The 20154-nt window shown below is 72.0% G+C and carries 18 protein-coding genes and 2 pseudogenes; 10 read left to right on the top strand and 10 right to left on the bottom strand.

From position 1 onward, the window contains the following. Window positions 1-23 precede the first annotated feature (23 nt). From L3078_RS24595 to L3078_RS24565, 7 genes are all read right to left on the bottom strand, one after another. A complete protein-coding gene (locus tag L3078_RS24595; RefSeq protein ID WP_239756127.1) occupies window positions 24-767 on the bottom strand; it encodes an aggregation-promoting factor C-terminal-like domain-containing protein in 744 nt (247 codons plus the stop codon). A gap of 146 nt (window positions 768-913) precedes the next feature. Further along, window positions 914-1996: a TAXI family TRAP transporter solute-binding subunit gene (locus L3078_RS24590; RefSeq protein ID WP_239756126.1), complete on the bottom strand. Its 1083-nt coding sequence runs from the start codon at window positions 1994-1996 to the stop codon at window positions 914-916. Further along, window positions 1993-3384: a sensor histidine kinase gene (locus L3078_RS24585; RefSeq protein ID WP_239756125.1), complete on the bottom strand. Its 1392-nt coding sequence runs from the start codon at window positions 3382-3384 to the stop codon at window positions 1993-1995. The genes L3078_RS24590 and L3078_RS24585 overlap by 4 nt, the downstream gene beginning before the upstream one ends. Window positions 3385-3402: 18 nt before the next feature. Continuing rightward, window positions 3403-4062 (bottom strand): response regulator transcription factor, encoded by a 660-nt coding sequence (locus L3078_RS24580; RefSeq protein ID WP_239756124.1) that lies wholly within the window; start codon window positions 4060-4062, stop codon window positions 3403-3405. A gap of 35 nt (window positions 4063-4097) precedes the next feature. Beyond that, entirely contained in the window at window positions 4098-5468 is a 1371-nt protein-coding gene (locus L3078_RS24575; protein WP_239756123.1) for an MFS transporter, read from the bottom strand. 209 nt (window positions 5469-5677) lie between these two features. Beyond that, window positions 5678-8476 carry an alpha/beta hydrolase gene (locus tag L3078_RS24570; RefSeq protein WP_239756122.1) on the bottom strand — a complete coding sequence of 933 codons (2799 nt, stop codon included), beginning with the start codon at window positions 8474-8476 and terminating at the stop codon, window positions 5678-5680. 233 nt (window positions 8477-8709) lie between these two features. After that, window positions 8710-9447, bottom strand: coding sequence for a dienelactone hydrolase family protein (locus L3078_RS24565; protein WP_239756121.1), 738 nt, complete (start codon window positions 9445-9447; stop codon window positions 8710-8712). A gap of 283 nt (window positions 9448-9730) precedes the next feature. Here L3078_RS24565 and L3078_RS24560 point away from each other — a divergent pair, with 283 nt between their 5' ends. Beyond that, complete coding sequence (locus L3078_RS24560; protein ID WP_239756120.1) at window positions 9731-11266, top strand: fused MFS/spermidine synthase; 1536 nt, start codon at window positions 9731-9733, stop codon at window positions 11264-11266. 107 nt (window positions 11267-11373) lie between these two features. On the opposite strand, the gene L3078_RS24555 is transcribed toward L3078_RS24560, so the two are convergent. Next, on the bottom strand, window positions 11374-11904 hold the full coding sequence (locus L3078_RS24555; RefSeq protein ID WP_239756119.1) for a DUF4232 domain-containing protein: 531 nt from the start codon (window positions 11902-11904) through the stop codon (window positions 11374-11376). 265 nt (window positions 11905-12169) lie between these two features. On the opposite strand from L3078_RS24555, the gene L3078_RS24550 reads away from it, so the two are divergent. Both L3078_RS24550 and L3078_RS24545 read left to right on the top strand, forming a co-directional pair. Next, a complete protein-coding gene (locus L3078_RS24550) occupies window positions 12170-12535 on the top strand; it encodes a beta/gamma crystallin domain-containing protein (RefSeq protein ID WP_239756118.1) in 366 nt (121 codons plus the stop codon). Between the two features lie 322 nt (window positions 12536-12857). Then, on the top strand, window positions 12858-13439 hold the full coding sequence (locus L3078_RS24545) for a hypothetical protein (protein WP_239756117.1): 582 nt from the start codon (window positions 12858-12860) through the stop codon (window positions 13437-13439). A gap of 158 nt (window positions 13440-13597) precedes the next feature. On the opposite strand, the gene L3078_RS44630 is transcribed toward L3078_RS24545, so the two are convergent. Beyond that, window positions 13598-13726 carry a hypothetical protein gene (locus tag L3078_RS44630; protein WP_275593166.1) on the bottom strand — a complete coding sequence of 43 codons (129 nt, stop codon included), beginning with the start codon at window positions 13724-13726 and terminating at the stop codon, window positions 13598-13600. Between L3078_RS44630 and L3078_RS24540 the strand changes: the two are divergent. The 3 genes and pseudogenes from L3078_RS24540 to L3078_RS24530 all read left to right on the top strand — a co-directional run. Next, window positions 13691-13771: pseudogene (locus L3078_RS24540) on the top strand (hypothetical protein); the annotation flags it as partial. The gene L3078_RS44630 and the pseudogene L3078_RS24540 overlap by 36 nt on opposite strands. Window positions 13772-13800: 29 nt before the next feature. Continuing rightward, a pseudogene (locus L3078_RS24535) lies at window positions 13801-14610 on the top strand (ISAs1 family transposase); the annotation flags it as partial. 251 nt (window positions 14611-14861) lie between these two features. Then, window positions 14862-15755: a phosphorothioated DNA-binding restriction endonuclease gene (locus L3078_RS24530; RefSeq protein ID WP_239756115.1), complete on the top strand. Its 894-nt coding sequence runs from the start codon at window positions 14862-14864 to the stop codon at window positions 15753-15755. 93 nt (window positions 15756-15848) lie between these two features. Here L3078_RS24530 and L3078_RS24525 read toward each other — a convergent pair whose 3' ends face one another. Continuing rightward, complete coding sequence (locus L3078_RS24525; protein ID WP_239756114.1) at window positions 15849-16379, bottom strand: ATP-binding protein; 531 nt, start codon at window positions 16377-16379, stop codon at window positions 15849-15851. Window positions 16380-16555: 176 nt separating this feature from the next. Between L3078_RS24525 and L3078_RS24520 the strand changes: the two genes are divergently transcribed. The 4 genes from L3078_RS24520 to L3078_RS24505 all read left to right on the top strand — a co-directional run bounded on the left by L3078_RS24520 (window position 16556) and on the right by L3078_RS24505 (window position 20134). After that, window positions 16556-17473 (top strand): helix-turn-helix domain-containing protein, encoded by a 918-nt coding sequence (locus L3078_RS24520; RefSeq protein ID WP_239760451.1) that lies wholly within the window; start codon window positions 16556-16558, stop codon window positions 17471-17473. After that, complete coding sequence (locus L3078_RS24515; RefSeq protein ID WP_319103933.1) at window positions 17427-17570, top strand: DUF397 domain-containing protein; 144 nt, start codon at window positions 17427-17429, stop codon at window positions 17568-17570. The genes L3078_RS24520 and L3078_RS24515 overlap by 47 nt, the downstream gene beginning before the upstream one ends. A 283-nt stretch (window positions 17571-17853) precedes the next feature. Then, window positions 17854-18774, top strand: coding sequence for a hypothetical protein (locus tag L3078_RS24510; RefSeq protein ID WP_239756112.1), 921 nt, complete (start codon window positions 17854-17856; stop codon window positions 18772-18774). Between the two features lie 184 nt (window positions 18775-18958). Then, entirely contained in the window at window positions 18959-20134 is a 1176-nt protein-coding gene (locus tag L3078_RS24505; RefSeq protein ID WP_420864184.1) for a 4-hydroxybenzoate 3-monooxygenase, read from the top strand. The last annotated feature ends 20 nt before the right edge of the window (window positions 20135-20154 follow it).

Here is a 20154-nt window from a genome sequence, read left to right as displayed (position 1 = left end):
GGGGACGGCGTGGCCGGGCCGGCTCAGTAGGAGCCGTTGGCCTGCCAGAACGCCCATGCGTCACAGGGGCTGCCGTAGCGTTCGTTCATGTAGTTCAGGCCCCACTTGATCTGCGTGGCCGGATTGGTCCGCCAGTCCGCCCCGGCGGACGACATCTTCGAGCCGGGATACGCCTGGACGAGGCCGTACGCCCCGGACGAGGGATTGACCGCCTTGTAGTTCCAGTCGGACTCGTGATCCACGATGTTGCTGAAGCACGTGAACTGGCCGCCGGGCACGATCTGCCGTGCGATGGCCTGGACGTCGGCGACGCTGTACGAGGACTGCTGCGTGACACCGGAGGACTCCGTCGACGAGCCTCCGGCCTGCTGCTGCTCCTCCTGGCCGTCCTCGGCGTCCCGCAGGGCCTTCCGTTCGGCCTCCTTCCGCTTGGCCTCCTTCTGCTGGGCCTCCTTCCGCTGGGCCTCCTGCTGCTTGGCGATCGCGTCCTTGGCGGCCTGCACGCGGGCCGCCTCCGCCGCGGTCTGCCTCGCGCTGGTGTCCGCGGCGACGGACTGCGCGTCGGCCTGTTGGTTCAGCGAGGCCGTCTGGATCCGGGCCTGGCCTTCCATGGGGATGTCCGCGAGGAGGGTCGACCCGCTCGCCGTCGTCCCGGCGTCGGCCACGGCCTGGCCGGTGCCGCTCTGGCCGACTCCCGCGACGGCACCGACCGTGGTGACCGCGGTGGCCGAGGCCACCGCGAATCCCCGGACTAAGTTCCCGCTCACACGTTGTCCTTCCAGCTTCGTCGGATCAAGAAGTGGGACTTCGCAGGAGTAAGACGGTCGATCAGCCACACCGGTGGCACGGATCGCGAGCGGGCCGGCGGAGGCAGTCCCGCACGGCCTCGGTCGAGCCGCTCGGCGCGGCGTGCTCAGCCGTGCAGTTCGCGGTAGGCGGCGACCGCGCCGGGGTGCAGGGGGACCACGCCGGTGGAGATCAGGCTGCGGACGTCGAGGAACTGGGTGCCGAGGGCCGTCGTCGGGACCAGGCGGGTCGCTCGGCGGACCAGGACCCGGGTGAGGGCGGCCGCGACGGGCACCGGCAGGTCGGGACGGCACAGGAGCAGGTTGGCCACCCCGATGGTGGCCACCTCGGGCGTTCCCCGGTACGCCCCGGCCGGCACCGCCACCGCCTCCAGACCCGAGCCGGTCCGTCCCGGGCCGGTGCGCAGCCGGGGCAGCAGGTCGGCCAGCGGCAGGAGGCGGATACCGGGCCGGGACTCCAGACCGGAGAGCACGGGCAGCGGCACACCGCCCGCGACCAGCAGGGCGTCGATGGCCCCCTCCCGCATCGCGCGCGCCGCCCCCGGCATCAGCAGGTGGCGGACCTCCACGTCGGCGCCCGGGGTCAGGCCCGCCGCGCGCAGCAGACGGTCGCCGAGCACCGCGCCGCCGGATCCGGGCGCGCCCAGCGAGACCGTACGCCCCGCCAGGTCGGCGACGCCGCGGACGGTCGCGTCGGCGCGCACGGCCAGCTGTACGTAGTTCTCGTAGACCCTGCCGATGGCGCGGAGCGGGATACCCCGGGCGAACGGCGCGGTCCCGCCGTACGCGGCCCACGCGATGTCCGCCAGGGCCAGCGCCACCTCGGCCCGGCGCGCCTGGAGCAGCCGTACGTTGGCCACGCTGCCCTCGCTGTTGACCACCTCGCAGGACAGCCGGGGGTAGACGGTCGTGACCTGGTCGGCGAGGAGCCGGCCGAAGGCCGTGTAGAACCCGTCGGGCTCGCCGGTCGCGATCCTCAGCGCACCCTCCGGGCCACGGTCCGCGTGCCGTACGTCGGCCGTCGCGACCCCTGCCAGCAGTCCGGTGCACGCCGCCGCGCCCAGTGCCGCGCGCAGGGCGGTACGGCGGGCGGGGCGCGGGGTGGGGCGGAGGACGGCGGGGCGAGGGGCGGGGCCGGTCCCGTCGTACGCGCCTTCGCCGGGCCCGCCGTACGCACCCTCCCCGTTCATGCCGGTCCTCCCTTCGGCAGTACGACCCGCACCCGCAGACCGTGCGGCTCGACGGCCGCGCACTCGACGCGGCCGCCGCGGCCGGTCACGAGTTGCTCGGCGATCGCCAGGCCGAGGCCGCTGCCGCGTACGGCGCGGTGGCGTTCCGAGCGCCAGAAGCGGGTGCCCGCCTGGGTGAGCTCCCCGGGGGCGAGGCCCGGCCCGTCGTCCCGTACCTCGAACACGGCGTCGGGACCCTCGGTGAAACAGCGCGTGGCGACGTGGGCACCGCGCCCGGCGTACTTGATCGCGTTGTCGAGGAGGATGTCGGCCACCTGCGCCAGCTCGCCCTCCGCGCAGGTCATCAGGACGGACGGGCCGGCGGTGAACTCCAGCCGCACTCCGGCCTGTTCGGCGACCGGCCGCCACAGCTGGGCCTGGGCCGCGGCGACCGCCGTCGCGTCGCAGCAGGCCTCCCGCGCGTCCGTGACGGACAGTTCGCCGGCGCGGTGTTCGGCGTTCGCGAGGGCGAGCAGGTCGTCGAGGAGGTGCTCCATGCGCGCGAGTTCGGCCGTGACGCCGGTGTAGGTGCGGGTGGCGGAGGCGGGCAGCCGGGACTGGAGCGAGTCGATGCGCAGGCGCAGTGCGGCGAGCGGATTGCGCAGCTGGTGGGATGTGTCGGCCACCAGGCGGCGCTGCTGTTCCAGTGCGGTGGTCACCGCGTCGGCCATGCGGTTGAAGCCCGTGGCCAGCTGGCGCAGTTCGGGTGGGCCGCCGGCGCGGGCGTGCTCGGCGGGCAGCCCGGCCGCCAGCGCGCCGACCGCCCGGTCCAGACGGTGCAGGGGGCGCACGACCCACCGCGTGGCGGAGCGGGCGAGCAGCACACAGGTCACCGCGAACAGGCCCGCGCCCGCCAGGACCAGCGCCCAGCGCAGGGCGATGTCGTCCGCGGCGGCCCGTACCGAGACCCGCAGGACCACGGCGCCGGAGACCCGGGTGCCGGTGCCCACCGGGCGGGCGAGCAGATGGGTGCCGCGCGACCAGGGGCGCAGCGTGCCCCCCGGCGAGACGCGCTGGTTGCGCAGCGCCGCGTCGACCAGGCGGGCGACGGCGGGGTCGGCGGCGCGCATGCCGCCCGTCTGCGCCACCGGGGCGCGGCGGGCGTCGACGACCACGACCGCCTCGCCGTACAGCTCGGTGTAGCGGGTCACCTCGGCGGTCAGCGCGCCGGTGTCGCCGCTCTCGGCGGCCTGCCCGGCCAGTCCGGCGAAGCGGTCGAGGTCGGCGGTGCGGGCGGCGACGAGCTGCTGGGTGCGCTGGGACGCGGTGACACCCAGCAGGGGCACGGCGAACCCGGCCACCGCGAGCACCGCGAAGGCGAGGACGACGGTCAGTACCCGGGTACGCACGGCAGGGCCCCGGCCCGCTCAGCCGCCGAACCGGTAACCGAAGCCCCGGATGGTGGTCAGCACGTCGGGACGGCCGAGCTTGGCCCGCACCTGGGTGAGGTGGACGTCGAGCGAGCGGGACACGGCGAGGTAGGCGTCGCCCCACACCTCGTCCATCAGCTGCTGGCGGCTGACGGCCGTTCCGGCGCGGGCCGCCAGCGCGGCCAGCACCGCGAACTCCTTGGTGGTCAGCCGCACCTCGGCGCCGCCGACCGTCACCCGGCGCGCGTCCAGGTCGACCTCGACGTCGTCGACGCGGACCGTGCGCGGCGCCGGGGCGGCGGACGGCCCGGCGCGGCGGGTGACCGCGTCGATGCGGGCCAGCAGTTCGGCCAGCCGTACCGGCTTGACCAGGTAGTCGTCGGCGCCCAGCCGCAGACCGCGCACCACGGACCGCTCGTCGCCCCGGGCGGTGAGGACCACCACCGGCACGCCGCTCACCGCGCGCAGCTTGCGCAGCACCTCCAGGCCGTCGACGTCGGGCAGGCCCAGGTCGAGGAGCAGCAGGTCGGCCTGGCGGTGGCGGGCGAGGACGTCCTCGCCGCGCCGCACCCGGGTGGGCAGGTGACCGTGCTCGTACAGGGCCTCGGCCAGCGCACCGGCCACGCCGTCGTCGTCCTCGGCCAGCAGTACGTGCACGGTCGCCTCCTTCCGTCCCGCAGGACCTGTCTGCCCTACGGGCGGGCGGCTTCCTCGTCGAGCGGCGAGCCGTCCGACGTCTCGCGCATCCGAATGTAGACGAGCAGCGAGATCAGGACACAGGCGGTGACGTAGAAGAAGTACCAGCTCTCGTGCCCGGCGTTCTTGAACCAGAGGGCGACGTATTCCGCGGTCCCGCCGAACAGGGCCACGGTCAGCGCGTAGGGCAGACCGACGCCGAGCGCCCGGATCGAGGTCGGGAACAGCTCGGCCTTCACGATGGCGCTGATCGAGGTGTAGAGGGAGCTGACGGCGAGCGGTACGACCATGAGCAGGAACGCGTACACCGGGTCGCTGGTGCGGGAGAGCAGGGTGAGCGAGGGCACCACCACCAGGGCGCCCAGCACCCCGAACGTGATCAGCATCGGACGGCGTCCCACCCGGTCGGAGAGCAGACCCATGACCGGCTGCAGCAGGACGAAGACGAGCAGCGCGAAGAAGTTGATCCAGGCCGCCGTGGGCTTGGCGATGCCGCTGGTGTTGACCATGAACTTCTGCAGGTACGTGGTGTACGTGTAGAAGAACAGCGTGCCGCCCATGGTCAGCCCGACGACGGTCAGGCACTGCCGCGGGTACGACAGCAGCAGCCGCAGGCTCCCCCGGGCCGGCTCGCCGTCCTGCCGCTTCCCGTCCTCGCCCCCGCCCCCTGCCTCGGCCTCGGCCGCCGCGCGTTCGAAGCTCTCCGACTCGTCCATGCCGCGCCGCAGCCACAGCACGACGACCGCGCCCGCTGCGCCGACGACGAACGCGATCCGCCAGCCCCAGGCCTCCATCTGCGCGGTGCTGAGCACCTGTTGCAGGACGATCTGCAGGCCGAGCGCCGTCAGCTGACCGGCGATGAGGGTGACGTACTGGAAGCTGGAGTAGTAGCCGCGGCGGCCGGGCGAGGCCACCTCGGACATGTAGGTGGCCGAGGTGGAGTACTCGCCGCCGACCGACAGTCCCTGGAGCAGCCGCGCGGCCACCAGGAGGATCGGCGCGGCGACCCCGATCGAGCCGTACGACGGGGTCAGCGCCACGATCAGCGAACCGGCCGCCATGAGCGTCACCGACAGCGTCAGCGCCGCGCGGCGGCCGCGGCGGTCGGCGTAGCGGCCCAGGATCCAGCCGCCGATCGGCCGCATCAGGAAACCGACGGCGAACACGGCGGCAGTGTTCAGCAGTTGGGCGGTCTGGTCGCCGGAGGGGAAGAAGACGGAGGCGAAGTAGACGCTGAAGGCGGTGTACGCGTACCAGTCGTACCACTCGATCAGGTTGCCGATCGATCCGCGCACGATGTTGCTGACGACCCTGCGTTCGTCGTGGCGCGGCTCGCGCGCCCGCTCGGTCGTGGTCTGTGTGGCCATCGGAACTCCCTTGTCAGCGGCCCGGGAGCACACAGAGTCGACGGCGGAGCGGCCCCGCTCAACAGCGGGAACGAAGTCCTAACAGTCCCTTAGGGCTGAGGTGACGGCGCCCGCGTCCGTGGTGGCGCCGTCGGCCCTCCCAGGGAGCGGGAGAGCCGACGGCGCCTCATGGAGATGCGCGGTGTGCGGTGTGCCGTGTGCGGGATGGGCTAGGCGGCGTCGCTGACCGTGCCCGTGAACTGCGGGCCCTCGATCGCCGCTCCGTCGGGGGCGTAGGTCCACAGGCGCAGGCGCAGCGACTCCGTGTCCTCGCTCAGCCCGTCGGTGACGGTCGGTACGGACACGTCGATGCTCAGGCTGCCCGCCGGCACCTCGGACATGATCACCGCGACGTCCGACAGCGCGGACAGGGGCCGCTCCGGATCCGGCGAGGCCCCGAAGGTCTCCTCCAGCCACGCCGCGGGCACGTCCGTGGTGGACAGTTCGGTGCCGGCGGAGACGGGCAGCAGCTCCAGATCCGTCCAGGTGACGACGTCGGCGGGCGCGGAGAGGCTGATCCGCCAGACCAGCGGCCGGCCCTCGGTGACCTGGTCGGCGACCGGGGTCACGGTCACCTCGGGCTGGGGGTCGTCGTTGCGCGCGGTGACGCCGCCCAGATAGGAGCCGACGACCGCGCCGCGTACGGACTTGACGGCCACCACATGGAGATCGTCGGCCCCGTAGCGGGTGTTGCCCTCGACCGACACCGGCACGTCGACACGGGTGCCCGCCCGGACCCGCACCGTGCGCGCGACCGGCCGATCGGCGCCCGGCTCGGCCACGAACAGCCGGACCTCGCCGCTGCCCGACCCCGAGACCTGGACCGGCACCTGGTAGGTGCGGGTGCCGGAGTCGCCCTCCTCGACGCTCAGGTGCCCGACGTCCACGCGCGCGAGCCGCGCGGGCTCAACGACCGGGGTGCCCGGGCGCCAGCCGTGCGCGTCCATCAGCCAGGCCGTCCCTGACGCGGTACGCGGGGTCAGGCGCAGCGTCGCGACGTGGCCGAGGTCGATGCGTTCCCGGGTCTCGGCGGTCAGCGGTACGCGGATCTCGCGCGCCCAGTAGGAGGAGGTGCGGGAGGTGCCCGGCAGGCCGTCGACGGTCACCCGGCCGAGGTCCGCCCGCTTGCCGGAGGTGTCGGTGAGGGCGACGTCCAGTTCGGTGCCGGTGGTGTTCGGCGGGACGATCACGCGCAGGCTCAGCTGCCGCGCGCCGGACAGGGAGACCGGGCGGGCGGGGCTGAGCGTGGTGGCGGTGCCGGCGCGGCTCCACTCCATGGCCAGCGCGTACCGGTCCGGCTCCTTGCCGGGCGTCACCCCGCGCCACTGGGCGAAGTGCGGGGAAGCGGTCATGAGATCGGGGTCGAGGCAGGAGGCGCCGGGGTCCGGGTCCACCTGGGCGCACAGCCGGCCGCCGCCGACCGTGGCGGAGGGCACGGGCAGGAACGCCCCCGAGCGGGCGGCGCCGACGGCGTGGGTGAGGACGCGGGCGGGACCGGCGGACGCGGCGCGCACGGGCGAGCCGTCGAGCAGCGGGCGGGCCGCGTCGTCACCGGCGACGAACAGCCGGGCCGCGGCGGCTATGTACGTCGAGCCGGCCTTCTGCTGCTGCGCGGCGGTGAGCCGGGTCGCGGTGCCCGGCGAGCACAGCGGGTCGTGCTCGTCGCCGCCGTACAGGAAGTCGTCGTTCGCCGGTGCCGTGGCCTGGCCGGGGGTCCACTCGCTGTTGAAGTAGTTGTGGTTGGCGCCGGTCATGTAGACCGCGCTGTGCAGGGCCTTGCCGCGGCTGACGCCTCGGGTGCCGTCGACGTAGAGCTCGCCCTGGAGGTCGATGACGTCTCCGTCGCAGCCCGGCAGGATCGTCACGGACGGCACGTCGGGGGCCGGGTTCTGGCCGAAGATCGTGGGGCCTATGAGGACGGTTCCGCGTATCGTCCAGCGGGTCTCGCCGTGGTAGCCGTCCTCGTCGGCGGGCGGTGGGGTGAGGCTGTCCAGCGCGGCGCGGTCTGCGCCCTCGCCGCCCCGGGAGTGGCCCACCAGCATGACCCGGCCGAGGTCGGCGCGGGGCGCCCGGCGTACGACGTCGGGGGCGGTGGACGGGTCGGCGGCCCAGTCCGCCCAGTGGGCCAGGTGCAGCCGTATCAGCGAGGAGCGGGCCTGGGCACCGGCGTCGTCGGCCTGCCAGTCCTGGGCGTTGATCGCGTTGGCCGAGATCGAGACCGTCACATAGCCCTGGGAGGCGAGGAGTCGCTGGTCGTGCTGGTAGCCCCGGTAGCTCGGGACCGGTTCGTGGCCGGCCGGGCAGGGCCATTCGAGGGTCACGTCTTCGCCCTGGAAGCAGGTGACGTGGCGTCCGTGGAGGAACAGCGCCAGCGGGCGGCTGCCCGGGGCGTCCTCCGGCGCGACCACCACGGCCTTCATCTCGACGTCGGTGTCGTAGCCGGGCAGGTGGACCGACGGCAGGGAGTACTCGCCGCTGGTCGTACGGAACGGGCCGGGCACACCGGGGTCGACCTTGTTCACGGTCGCCGTGCGGGGCAGGCGCGACGGGTCGTCCGACGCGGCGTCGAGTGCGCGGCGCTCACGGGCCGCGGCCTTCGCTCCGGCCGCGTCCAGCCGGCGCCCGGCTGCCTCGACCCGCAGGTCGTCGGTGCTGCCGAGGCGCACGCCGTCGAGCGGCAGCCGGAAGGTGCGCCCGTCCGGGGCGGGTCTGGGGATGCCCAACAGGCGGTCCCCGCTGCGGAATTCGACCTGGGCGTCGCCCACCGGCACCTTCTCGGGCGAGCGCCACACCAGCTCCGCGGACTTCCCGGAGCCGGTGGTCCGCCAGCCCTCGGGTAGTCCTGCGGACGCGGGGGCCGACAGCCGCCCGGGGTCCGGTTCCGGCGCCGCGAGCGCCGCCCCCGGCGACGCCAGCGCCAGCGCGAGGACCGCCGCCACGGCGGTCGTCACGCGCGAGACACGGATCACTTCTTGTTCCTCCTCATCGCCCTGTCACGTCGTCGCACAGTATTCGCACAAGTTCCGACTCCAGTGCAGAACAAGTCACGTGCGATCAGGGAGAGTTGGGGGTCCAGGACGCCAACTGTCGCGCCGGGAGACCGATGCGGGTCCGGACGTGTGGTGCCGTGACCGTGCGACGACGGCGGGTCCTGCCGTCAACACCTGACGTCAGGACCCGCCGTGCCGACGTACGGTCGGTCTCACTTCAGGTGGCGGTCGAAGAAGCGGCAGCCGTCTTCCAGCTCGAACCACGGCGTGCCGGTGTGGCCGCCCAGGTTGGCGTGCAGGGTCTTCTCCTTGCTGCCGAAGGCGTCGAAGAGGTCCAGGGCCCGTTGCCGGGGGTTGCCCTCGTCGTCCCACTGCAGCAGGAACAGCAGCGGAACGGTGACCTGCCGGGCCTCCTCGCGCTGGGCGCGGGGCACGTATCCCCCGGCGTGGAAGCCCGCGGCCGCGATGCGCGGCTCGACCGCCGCCAGCCGGATACCGAGGGCCGCCCAACCGCCGGAGTACCCGACGGGACCGCCGATGCCGGGCAGTTGGAGGAGGGCGTCCAGGGTGGTCCGCCAGTCCGGGACGGCGTTCTCGACCAGGGGGCCGACGAGGGACTCGAGAAGCTCGTCGACCGGTTCGCCGGCCCGCATCGCCCGCCCCAGCTCGGCGCGGACCCGCTCGTCGGCGGCGGAACGGGGACGGTCACCGCATCCGGCGGCGTCGATGGTGGCCACCGCGTAGCCGCGTGCCGCGGTGTATCGGGCGCGGGCGACCAGCCGGGGGTCCGCCTTGGGCAGGCCGTTGTTGTGGGCCATCAGGATCAGCGGGAGCGGTGCGGAGGATGCGGGCGTCCATTCGGGCGCCCACAAGGTGCCGGGGATCTCGCCGAGGGTGAATTCGCGTTCGAGGACGCCGTCGTCGAGGCGTTGCTCGGAAATGAAGCGCATGGTCGTGCCTTTCGGGAGTGCGCGCGAACGGCGCTCCCGGACGACGACCTATCGCCCGACCGTGACCCCGGAGGGGAGCACCCATGTCGATACTGCGTTCACGGGTACCACCTCCTCGTTCTCTCGCACGGCCACCGGGAAGCTAGCAGCGGTCGTACGTCCGCCGCCAACGAATTTGCGGCGACGGACACTGAACGGCCGCCGGGCGGACGCGGAACGGCCGCCGTCGGGCAGTCAGCCACGGGTGCTGTTCGGTCGATCGGTGCGTGCGAGGATGGCGGCCGTGACCGGATCGTCGTCCTCACCCGGCGCCGAGGGCAGTCCTCGCGGCCCCGGACTGGGTTCCCGCACCGCCGCCGTGCTCGTGTTCGGGTCGTCGGCGGCGGTCCTGGTGGTGGAGATCGTCGCCCTGCGGCTGCTGGCTCCCTATCTCGGTCTCACCCTGGAGACCAGCACCATGGTGATCGGCATCGCCCTCACGGCGATCGCCGTCGGCTCGTGGCTGGGTGGGATCCTCGCCGACCAGGTCGACCCGCGCCGCCTGATCGGCCCCTCGCTCGGCGTGTCGGGAGCGGTCGTGGCGCTCACCCCCGCCGTGCTGCGCACCACCGCGGAGTGGGCACCGGCGCTGCTGCTATTGATCGCGTCGCTGACCATCCTCGTACCGGGCGCACTGCTCTCCGCGGTGACGCCGATGGTGACGAAGCTGCGTCTCACCCGCCTCGCCGAGACCGGGACGGTCGTCGGCCGGCTGTCGGGCGTCGGCACGGTCGGCGCCATCGTCGGCACGGTCCTCACCGGCTTCGTCCTCGTGTCGCGGCTGCCGGTGAGCGGCATCCTGGTCGGCCTGGGCATCCTGCTGGTGGTCGGCTCGGCGCTGGTCGAGTGGCGTACGCGCCGGTGGGGCGGGACCCCCGCCCTGGCCCTCGCGGTCGTCGCCGGCGGCCTCGGCACCGCGGTCGCGCCCGGTGCCTGCGACGCGGAGACCCGGTACCACTGCGCCCGGGTCGTGGCGGACCCCGACCGGGACGGCGGCCGCACGCTCGTGCTGGACGGCGTGCGGCACTCCTACGTCGACATCGACGATCCGACGTTCCTGGAGTTCACGTACGTGCGGGCCATCGCGTCGGCGGTCGACGCGGCCTTTCCCGAGGGCGAGCCGCTCGCCGCCCACCATCTGGGCGGTGGCGGACTCACCCTCCCCCGCTACCTCGCCGCCACGCGGCCCGGGACGCGCAGCCTCGTGTCCGAGATCGACAGCGGGGTCGTACGCATCGACCGTGAACGGCTCGGTCTGCGGGCGGAGGCCGGGATCGACGTACGTGTGGAGGACGGCCGACTGGGTCTGCGGGCGCTGCCCGCCGACAGCCGGGACCTCGTCGTCGGTGACGCCTTCGGGGGCGTCAGCGTGCCGTGGCACCTCACCACGGTGGAGGCGATGGCCGACGTACGCCGGGTCCTCGAACCCGACGGCCTGTACGTCGCCAACCTCATCGACCACGGCGACCTGGCCTTCGCCCGCGCCGAGGTGGCCACGCTCGCCGAGACCTTCGAGCACGTCGCCCTCGTCGGCGACCCCTCGAACATCGGCCTCGACCCGACGGCCACCTCCGAAGGCGGCAACCTCGTGGTGCTCGCCTCCGACCGGCCCGTCGACCTGCACGCGACCCAGCAAGCCCTGGACACCCGCCGAATCGGCTGGCGGATCACCACCGGCGCCCCCCTCACCACCTGGACCGCCGACGCCCGCCCCCTCACCGACGACTACGCCCCCGTCGACCAACTCCTCCAACCGTCCGACACGCGACGGAGCCGATGACCTGACCTCCGCTCCGGTGACATGGCCGGTACCGACGCCGTCCGCGGTCGTGAGCGCTGAGAAGGCGGCCTCGTTGTGCGAGGCCGCCCCCTTTTTCTCCGCGTCGGTTACAGGCCGATCGGGTTGAGGTAGGTGGCCGGGCGGGTGGCGGCGTCCTGCTTGAGGATCTGGCCGCCGAAGGGCCACGTCAGGGTGAAGTGGTCCGTCTCGTTCGGCGGGGTCACCAGGAACTTCGCGGGGACGAACTTCTCCGCCCGGGGCGTCGACGCGGCCACCGGGAGCAGGGTGATGCTGAAGTCCACCGTGTCCCCCTTCTCCAGAGTCAGCTTCTGCGGCTTCTGGGCGGAGCGCATCAGCGACCACGTGCCGTCGGTCGTCTGCGCGCCGACCATGTCGACACCGGCGAACCCGGAGAGCGTGCAGGTGCGCTCGCTCTTGTTGGTGAACCAGATGTAGGCCTGAGTCTGCTTCTCGGTCTGCTGCATCTCGGGCTTCGCGTCATCCCCCATGGCGAAGCCGGCCTTCAGGTCCGCGGTGTGACAGCGGGTCGGCGCGGCGGCGGAGGCCGGAGTGGCGGCAGCGGCGGTGCCGGTGACGACGATCGCCGCGAGGGCCATGGCGGTCAGCTTGCTCTTCATGAGATCTCGGATTCCCCTCGAACACGAATCGGCGCACGCCTCGGTGCGCTTCTGCACCCCTCTAGATGCGCGATACAAGGAAGGGGTTCAGCGGAGCGGGAAGTCTTTTGCGACCCCCGGCGTCCATGCCCTTTCCGCCACCGGAGTTGCCCCAAAGGGCAGCCTGAAAGAACTCCGCCACGGCGAAGCAACCCGGTTCCCCGCCGACCCGTATTAACAGTCGACCGATGCGCAATCTGTCGAATTCGGAAGGTGGAGAATTTTCATGCGACAACTCGCCAAGCGGGTGACCCTGGCCGCGACGACGACCCTGGCGCTGACGGCCTCCCTGACCGCCGTCACCACGACGAACGCTTTCGCGATCAATGAAGTCGGCTGCGGTCGCGCCGACTTCGTGCAGGTCACCTACCATCAGCCCGGCCGCTCCGACACCAACGTGTGCTTCGCCAACGCCGGAACGGCCCCCCTTCCCGGCAACTCCTGGATCACCCGCATCTCGACCGGAAACAACCGCGTCCAGTGGTTCGGCGACGCGGCATGGCAGCCCGCCGCCGGAATCAACAAATGGAACGTCATGACCTGGCCGAATCACCCCGGCGGGGTGAGCGCGTCCTGGATCAAGATTCTGTGAATCGGCGGTAATTGCCCCTGGGGGCAAAACCGTATGGGTGTTTCGTCGGCAACTGCCGCAGTCGGGGCGGCGATCCAGACCGGTCGCCGCCCCTTCACCCCAGGGCTTCGGCGTAGTCGCATGACGTCCGGTTCGTGATCATCCGAGGCCGAGGAGTGCGAGGGGGTGGCGAGGGTCGCGGTCGTTGCGGCGGAGACCAACCGCGATGTTCTTCACCCCGGCCGTGCGTAGGGCTCCGACGGCGAGGCTGCGCCCGGTGGAAGAGTCCCCTGACGTGGGCATGATGCAGGGCAGGGACGACACCGGCACACTCGGGGGGCGCATGCTGAACAACATCAAACACAACCTCAGGCGGAGAGATTTCACCCAGGGATGGTTCTGGGTGGAGGTGTTCGACGCGGTGTCCGATTTCGTACGGTCCCGCTCGGTGTGGGTGACGGTGGGTAACGCGGGCACATTCCTCAGCGCCCTGGCCGGGTTGGTGTACTACTGGTCGCGCCCGATTTGGTTCGCGGGCTACGCCGTCATCCAACTCGCCTGCCTGGCCTGTCAGGCGATCGCCTTGATCCCGGTCGTGTGGCCGGGACGGGACGACGCAGATTTCTCCGATCTCCACCAGAGCCTGACCGTGATTACCGTCTGCGGTTCGTGGATATTCGGCGTGTTGCCCGGCGCGTTCCTGCTCATGTTCTTCGACGTGGACACCAGCAGGCCGCCGTGGGCCGCCCTGTTCTTCTCGGGGATGGCCCTCATGATGGCCTGCATAGCGGGCGGGATCACCGGGATATTCCTCTCCGCCAAAAGCACACAGCTCCGCGAAACGGCCGGGCCGCCGGGCGGGCCCGACCGGGAGGACAGCGGAGACAGCGCCGACGTGGACTCGGGCGGCTTCGACGTCGACTGACCGGCCCTGCTTCCAGGACTTCGACGTTGTCGTGTGGGGCCCGGTTCATGACGGTCTGTCAACTCGGTGGTACCCGGAACGTGGCAGGCACGGGCTTCGAAGATCATGGAGTTCTCTACGCCCCGTGATCCGAGTGGAAGACCGTGCCTGTCGACGCATCATCGCTGATCCCGCGCGCCCTTGACCAGCTCCGCAAGCATCCCGAGGTCGTATCCGACGAGGTCCCGCGCCTGCTGGAGCGGCTGGCCGAGGTGCCCGACCCACGAGACCCACGCGGTGTACGGCACGCTCTGGTTGCCGTGCTCGCGCTGGCCGCGTGCGCAGTTCTGGCGGGGGCGACCTCTGTGCTGGCAGTCAGCGAATGGATCGCCGACGCCCCGCCACACATCCTGGAACCCTCGGCATACGCCTCGACCCACTGTTCCCGAAACGGCTCCTGCCTGCGGAAACGACGGTCCGGCGGCTCCTGGCCCGCATCGACGGCGACGCGCTGGACCGGGCGGTCGGACGATGGCTCGCCGACCGCCGCCCGAAGGCGACCGGGCTGCGCGGCCTCGCAGTGGACGGCAAGAGCCTGCGCGGCGCGGCCAGAGCGAAGGGCCGCAAGATCCACCTGCTCGCCGCACTGGAGCACGCCACCGGCCTGGTCCTGGCCCAGCTGGACGTCGGCGAGAAGACGAACGAGATCACCTGCTTCCAGCCGCTGCTGGACACCGTCGCTGACCTGGCAGGAACCGTCGTCACCAGCGACGCGATGCACACCCAGCGCGAGCACGCTGACTACCTCCTCGGCCACGGCGCCCACTACATCGTGATCGTCAAGGGCAACCAGAAGAAGCTGCGTCGGCAGCTCAAGTCCCTTCCCTGGAAAGACATCCCGCTTCAGGGACGCACCCGGGGCATCGGCCACGGCCGCTCGGAGATCCGCCGGATCAAGGTCGCCACCGTCAACAGCCTCCTCTTCCCCGGAGCCCGCCAGGCCGTCCAGATCAAGCGCCGCCGCACCGACCGCAAGACCGGCAAGACCACCGTCAAGACGGTCTACGCCGTCACCAGCCTGACCGCCGAACAGGCCACTGCGGCCCAGCTCGCCGAACTCGTCCGCGACCACTGGAAGATCGAGGCCCTGCACCATGTCCGCGACACCACCTTCGCCGAGGACTCCTCCCAGCTGCGGACCGGCAACGCGCCCCGCGTGATGGCTACCTGGCGCAACCTCGCTATCGGAGTCCTCCGCACGGCCGGAGTGAAGAACATCGCAGCCGGCCTTCGCCGCAACGCCCGCGACCCACGCCGCCCCCTCGCACTCCTCGGCCTCGGATGATCACGAACCGGACGTCATGCGACTACGCCGAAGCCCTGCCCTTCACCCCGGCCGCCGGCCCTTCACCCGGGCCACCGAGCCTCACTACGATCACCGCCATGGACTGGCTCGAGCGCATCGCGGGACTGCGGCAGTGGACCAGGAACGGGACGCGCGCTCCGCACAAGCCGTTGCTGCTCCTGCACGCCCTCGGCCGCTTCCAGCAGGACCCCGACGGCGAACTCCGTTACAGCGCGGTCGAGGAGGACCTCCAGCGCCTGCTGACCGAGTACGGACCGCCCCACAAGACATCACCGGCGTACCCGTTCCACCACCTGGTCAGCGACGGCGTGTGGGAGGTCCGTACGGATCGCGGCCCCGGCAGTCCCGGCAGCGGGATCCGGGACCTGCGCGAGTCGGGTGCCACCGGCCGGCTCGCGCCGGAACTTGGTGCCGCGCTGCGCGGCGAGCCGGAACTGCTGCACCGGATCACGCGGTTGCTGCTGGACCGGCACTTCCCACCCTCCGTGCACGGCGAGTTGTGCGAGGCCGTCGGCCTGGATCCGGAGCCGACGGAGGTCGTGCACCTCTCGGCCGCGCGCAGGCAGCGGGACCGCCGCATGCGCGACCTCGTACTGACCGCCTACGAGTACCGGTGCGCCTTCTGCGGCTACGACGGCAGGCTCGGCCCCGTCCCGGTCGGCCTGGAAGCCGCCCATGTGCGCTGGTGGGCACTGGGCGGACCGGACGACGTCGACAACGGGCTGTGCCTGTGCTCGCTCCACCACAAGCTCTTCGACAAGGGTGTCCTCGGGGTCGGCGCCGACCACCGCGTCCTCGTCTCCCAGCGCTTCGTCGGCCACAGCGCCGCCGCCCGCGAGCAGGTCCTCGCGCTGGCGGGCCGCGCGCTGATCGGCCCGCAACCGGGCGTGCGCCCTGTGGCGGCCGGCCACCTCGACTGGCACCTCAGCCAGGTCTTCCGCGGCACACCACGCCCCGCCGCGGCTGCCTGACGGCACGTCCGCAGACCTGAATCACCGCTGTCACAGACCTTGTTGGGGCGCCCGCGCCTGCCTCGCACGGACAGGAGAGGCGGAGGCACGCGGCTACCGCCTCAACACCGGCTGTGCCTCAAGGGGCACCTCCGCCCACACCGTCTTGCCCACCGGGCGACGAGGCTCCGATCCCCAGCGCGCGGCCAGGACGTCCACCAGCAACAGCCCTCGCCCGGACTCGCCCTCGGGGTACGACGAGGGCGGGGCCGTGGGTGGCCGCTTCGCGGAGGCGGCGTCGGCGACCTCGATACGAACCAGCCCTGCCGCCAGGTCGAGGGCGAGCCGGAGACCGAAGTCCCGTCCGGGGACTCGGCCGTGCCGTACGGCGTTCGCGGCGAGTTCGCCGACGACGAGAGCGACGCTGCACGACACGTCGGACGCCGCCGGGTAGCCCCACTCCTCCATGTGCCTGACGGCGAGGCGCCGGGCAAGCCGCGCACCTCGCGGAGAGGAGACGAACCGCTCGGCGATCGCGGGGAGTTCACCCGGCTTCACCTCGTCGCCGAGCGCGACGGTTTCTGCCGCGAGGTGCGCGGTGCTCCGCCGTGGTCCGTCTGCCGGGGTGGTGGTTGCTGTCCGCACGGCTGTTCCGTCCTTGTCTGTCGAGCTGAGACATCTCGCGGAGTACGCGAATCGTCACGTTCCGTGTCCAAGAGTCGTCTGATCGCCCTACGCTCGACAGGTGACGCAGCCTTACTTTTCAGTCCGTAAGGAACGGAAGTGACGCTTTGGCCAACGGAATTGATCCCAGCGCGTCGATGGCGGCGCTGTTCGGCGCGCGGGTGCGCAGGCTCCGCACGGCGGCCGGACTGACGCAGGCCGAGCTCGGTGACCGGACGCACGTGGTGAGCACGCGGATCACCCAGATCGAGCGGGCGTCCGGAGCGAAGCCGACGCTGGAGCTGGCGCGGGCGCTGGACGCGGCCCTCGGCGCGGACGACTTGTTGGTGGACCTGTGGCCGTACGTGTACCGGGAGGCGTTCCCCGACTGGTCGCGCAAGTTCATGGAGTACTCGGCGCGGGCGGTGGTCATCCGGCAGTACGCGGCGCATGTGGTGCCGGGTCTGTTGCAGACGGAGGACTATGCGCGGGCTGTTCTCAGCTTGGACGCTCTGTTGGACGGCGAGGAACAGTTGGAGGAGCGAGTCACAGCCCGTATGGGGCGGCAGGAGAGGCTGAGTTCACCCGGCCGGCCGGAGCTCTGCGTGATCCTGGACGAGGCGGTACTGAGACGTCCGATCGGTGGCCACGCCGTGATGCGGAAGCAGTTGGCGCGACTGCTGGACGCTGCCACGGAACGTCACATCGCTGTGCAGGCACTGCCCTTCGACCAAGGCGGGCATGAGGCCATGGGCGGTTCGCTGACGATCCTGACCCTGTCGGACGGCTCAGAAGTGGCCTACACAGAGGGTTCGGACTATGGCCAATTGATCGAGGAACCAACCAACGTCAGCCGTTACAAGGTGATTTACGATCGGCTGCGGGCGGCAGCCCTGCCCCCGGTCATGTCAATCGACATGATCCGGTCCACGATGGAGGGCAACTACCGTGGCTCGAATCTCCCGTCTCGATCTGAACGGCGCCGCTTGGCGCAGGAGCAGCTACAGCAATCAGGCGGGGGGCGACTGCGTGGAGGTGGCCGACGGGTTCCGAGAGGCCGTCGTCCCGGTCCGTGACAGCAAGGTCCCGTACGGTCCGGCATTGTGCTTCCACGCCGCCTCCTGGGCCGCGTTCATAGGCGAGTTGAAAGCCGGGCCGCACCACCGCCCCTGAGACAGCCGGGCCCCGGCCGCCGTCCGTCTTCCGGGCCCGCCGGGCCCTTGCCCACGAGGGTCCGGCGGGCCGCTGACCTCCCCAAAGAACCGGGGGAAAGAACTACCCGCCCACCCACCCTCCCTGACCGCGAGGGGCGCATCACCCGTCCGAGTGACCGGCTTGCAGGCGCAGGATGCGGGCGGTTACGTTCGCCGCGACAACCGCACACAGACTTCGGCCCCCGGCCGGGACGGCAATCCCGAACGAGGGCCTGACCAACCAGGAAGACAACACCTTCCCGATGGCTGATTCGCAGTCTAACGCGCCCCTGCGCGCCGACGCCGGAGCTGCTCCGACCTCCGGTGTGATCCATGTACGCACCCGGCTGACGGCCGACTTCACCGTGATCTCCAACGCCCTCGCCCAGCGGCGCGGCAGCGCGGTCACGGTCGGCGTCGCGACGTACATCTCCTCCCTGCCCAGCGGCACCCCCGTGAGCATCACCGCCCTGTGCGCCCACTTCGACGAGGGCGAGATCCTCATCTCGCGAGCGCTGAGGGAACTGGAAGCGGCCGGATACCTGGAACGCCGCCGCGAGCGAACGCCCACCGGCCAGGTCCGCACCCGGACGTACTTCTACGACGTACCCGGCGGCAAGCCCGACCCGGATCCCGGCGGGTCTCCCAGGCCGCCCAAGCCTCGCCGCCCCCGGAAGCGGCCAGCCGCGGCCACGCCCGCACCCGCGTCCGGGGCCGTGCGGGACGCAGTGGAGACGCCCGTACAGACGCCCGTACAGACGGAGGTGGAGACGGAGAAGGCACCGGCCCCACTCACCGACGCCGACCCCCGAGCCATCGCCGTACTCGCCGGCCTCCGCCGGGTCGATCCCCGCCTCGTGCTGTCCGCGCGAGAAGCCGCCCGCCTCGCCCCGGCCGTCACCCGGTGGCTCGGCGCAGGCCTCCTGCCCACCCAGATCACCGACCACCTCACCGCACGACTCCCGGCAGACCTCCTCGTCCGCCCGGTCGGCATCCTCGCCTACCGCCTCAAGGAGACACCCCTGACCACACCGGCACCGGCGACCGGAAGCCCCGAAACCCCAGAACGCCCGGTGATCCTGCACATGCGGAACTGCGACGGCTGCGACCGAGGCTTCCGCTCCGCGGGACACAGCCGCTGCCGGGACTGCCGGAACCGGAGCCAACTCCCCGCGACGGGCTGAGCCGGTGACGGTGGCAGGGTGTGCGGTCCCACCGCAGGTGGCACACCGCGCCCCGCCACGGCACGCCTGACGACACGTCACGGTTTCCGCTCTTCTCGTTCAGGTGATTTTCGTCCAGTAGGGAACTTCTGGGCACCTACCATCCCTTCCCGTGACAGATAGGAAGATCCGGAGAGCAGCCGATGTGGTCGTCCTCGGTGCCGGGCCGGCCGGGCTCGTGCTCGGCAATCTCCTCCAGGACAGCGGGATCGACTGCGTCGTGCTGGAGCGCGCCGAGCGCGCGCACGTCCAGACCCGGGCGCGCGCCGGGTTCCTGGCCGCCCGCACCGTACGGATCCTGGAGCGGCACGGGCTGGCCGAGGGGCTGCGGCGGCACGGACAGGCCCACAGCACCTGCGAGTTCCGCACGGAGGACGGCCGGTTCCGGCTGGACTACAGCGGCCTCGGGCGCGGTGAGCGGCACACCGTCTACCCCCAACAGCACCTGGTCACCGACCTGTTGACCCGGTTCCTGGCCGCCGGCGGCCGGGTGCGCTTCGCCACCGAGGCCGTGGACGTCCTCGACGCCGACACGGATCGGCCCTCGGTGACCGTGCGCGAGCCGGACGGGCGGCCCGGCCGGTGGCGGGCGCGGTACGTGGCCGGGTGCGACGGGCGGCACGGCGTGGCCCGGCGCTCGCTGCCGGCCGGCTCGGTGCGCCGGCACCACCTGGACCACGGGGTGACCTGGCTCGGACTGCTCGCCGAGGCGCCCCCCAGCCTGGACGCCGTCGGGTACGCGACGCACGAGCGGGGCTTCGCCGGGCACATGGCGCGGACCAGTGAGATCACCCGTTACTACCTGCAGTGCGAGCGCGGGACCCCGGCCGCCGCCTGGTCCGAGGAACGCGTCTGGGACGAGCTGGAGCTGCGGATGCGGGCGACGGAGTACGGCCCGCTGCACCGGGGTCCCGTGGTGGGGCGGGCCGTCGTCGACCTGGAGTCCGATGTGCTCGAACCGCTGCGCCACGGTTCGCTGTTCCTGGTGGGCGACGCCGCCGGACTCATCAGCCCGTCCGCCGCGAAGGGCGCCAACCTCGCCGTCCTGGAGGCCGAGTTGCTCGCCCGCGCCCTGATCGACGACCTCCGCCACGGCGACACCGAGGGCCTCGACGCCTACTCCACGCGCAGTCTGGCGTACATCTGGCGGGCGCAGGAGTTCTCGCACTGGATGATCGGGCTGCTGCACGGCCCGTCCGGCACGGACGGCACGGACGGCACGTCCCTGTTCCACAACGCCCTGCGGCGCTCCCGCCTCGCGTCGCTGCGCGACTCACGCAGCCGCCAGGACTGGTTCGCCGAGCACTACGTCGGCGTATGAGCTCCCCCCTTCCCTCTCCG

The sequence above is a fragment of the Streptomyces deccanensis genome, assembly GCF_022385335.1.
Taxonomy (GTDB): domain Bacteria; phylum Actinomycetota; class Actinomycetes; order Streptomycetales; family Streptomycetaceae; genus Streptomyces; species Streptomyces deccanensis.
Note: the sequence above shows the minus strand (reverse complement) of the source record. Positions and strands in the feature narration are given on the sequence as shown.

Coding starts and splice junctions, on each gene's coding strand:
- L3078_RS24565 (WP_239756121.1), bottom strand. CDS start 9,447: ATGCGCTTCATTTCCGAGCAACGCCTCGACGACGGCGTCCTCGAACGC.
- L3078_RS24545 (WP_239756117.1), top strand. CDS start 12,858: ATGCTGAACAACATCAAACACAACCTCAGGCGGAGAGATTTCACCCAG.
- L3078_RS24510 (WP_239756112.1), top strand. CDS start 17,854: ATGGCTGATTCGCAGTCTAACGCGCCCCTGCGCGCCGACGCCGGAGCT.
- L3078_RS24555 (WP_239756119.1), bottom strand. CDS start 11,904: ATGAAGAGCAAGCTGACCGCCATGGCCCTCGCGGCGATCGTCGTCACC.
- L3078_RS24590 (WP_239756126.1), bottom strand. CDS start 1,996: ATGAACGGGGAGGGTGCGTACGGCGGGCCCGGCGAAGGCGCGTACGAC.
- L3078_RS24550 (WP_239756118.1), top strand. CDS start 12,170: ATGCGACAACTCGCCAAGCGGGTGACCCTGGCCGCGACGACGACCCTG.
- L3078_RS24530 (WP_239756115.1), top strand. CDS start 14,862: ATGGACTGGCTCGAGCGCATCGCGGGACTGCGGCAGTGGACCAGGAAC.
- L3078_RS24575 (WP_239756123.1), bottom strand. CDS start 5,468: ATGGCCACACAGACCACGACCGAGCGGGCGCGCGAGCCGCGCCACGAC.
- L3078_RS24520 (WP_239760451.1), top strand. CDS start 16,556: ATGGCGGCGCTGTTCGGCGCGCGGGTGCGCAGGCTCCGCACGGCGGCC.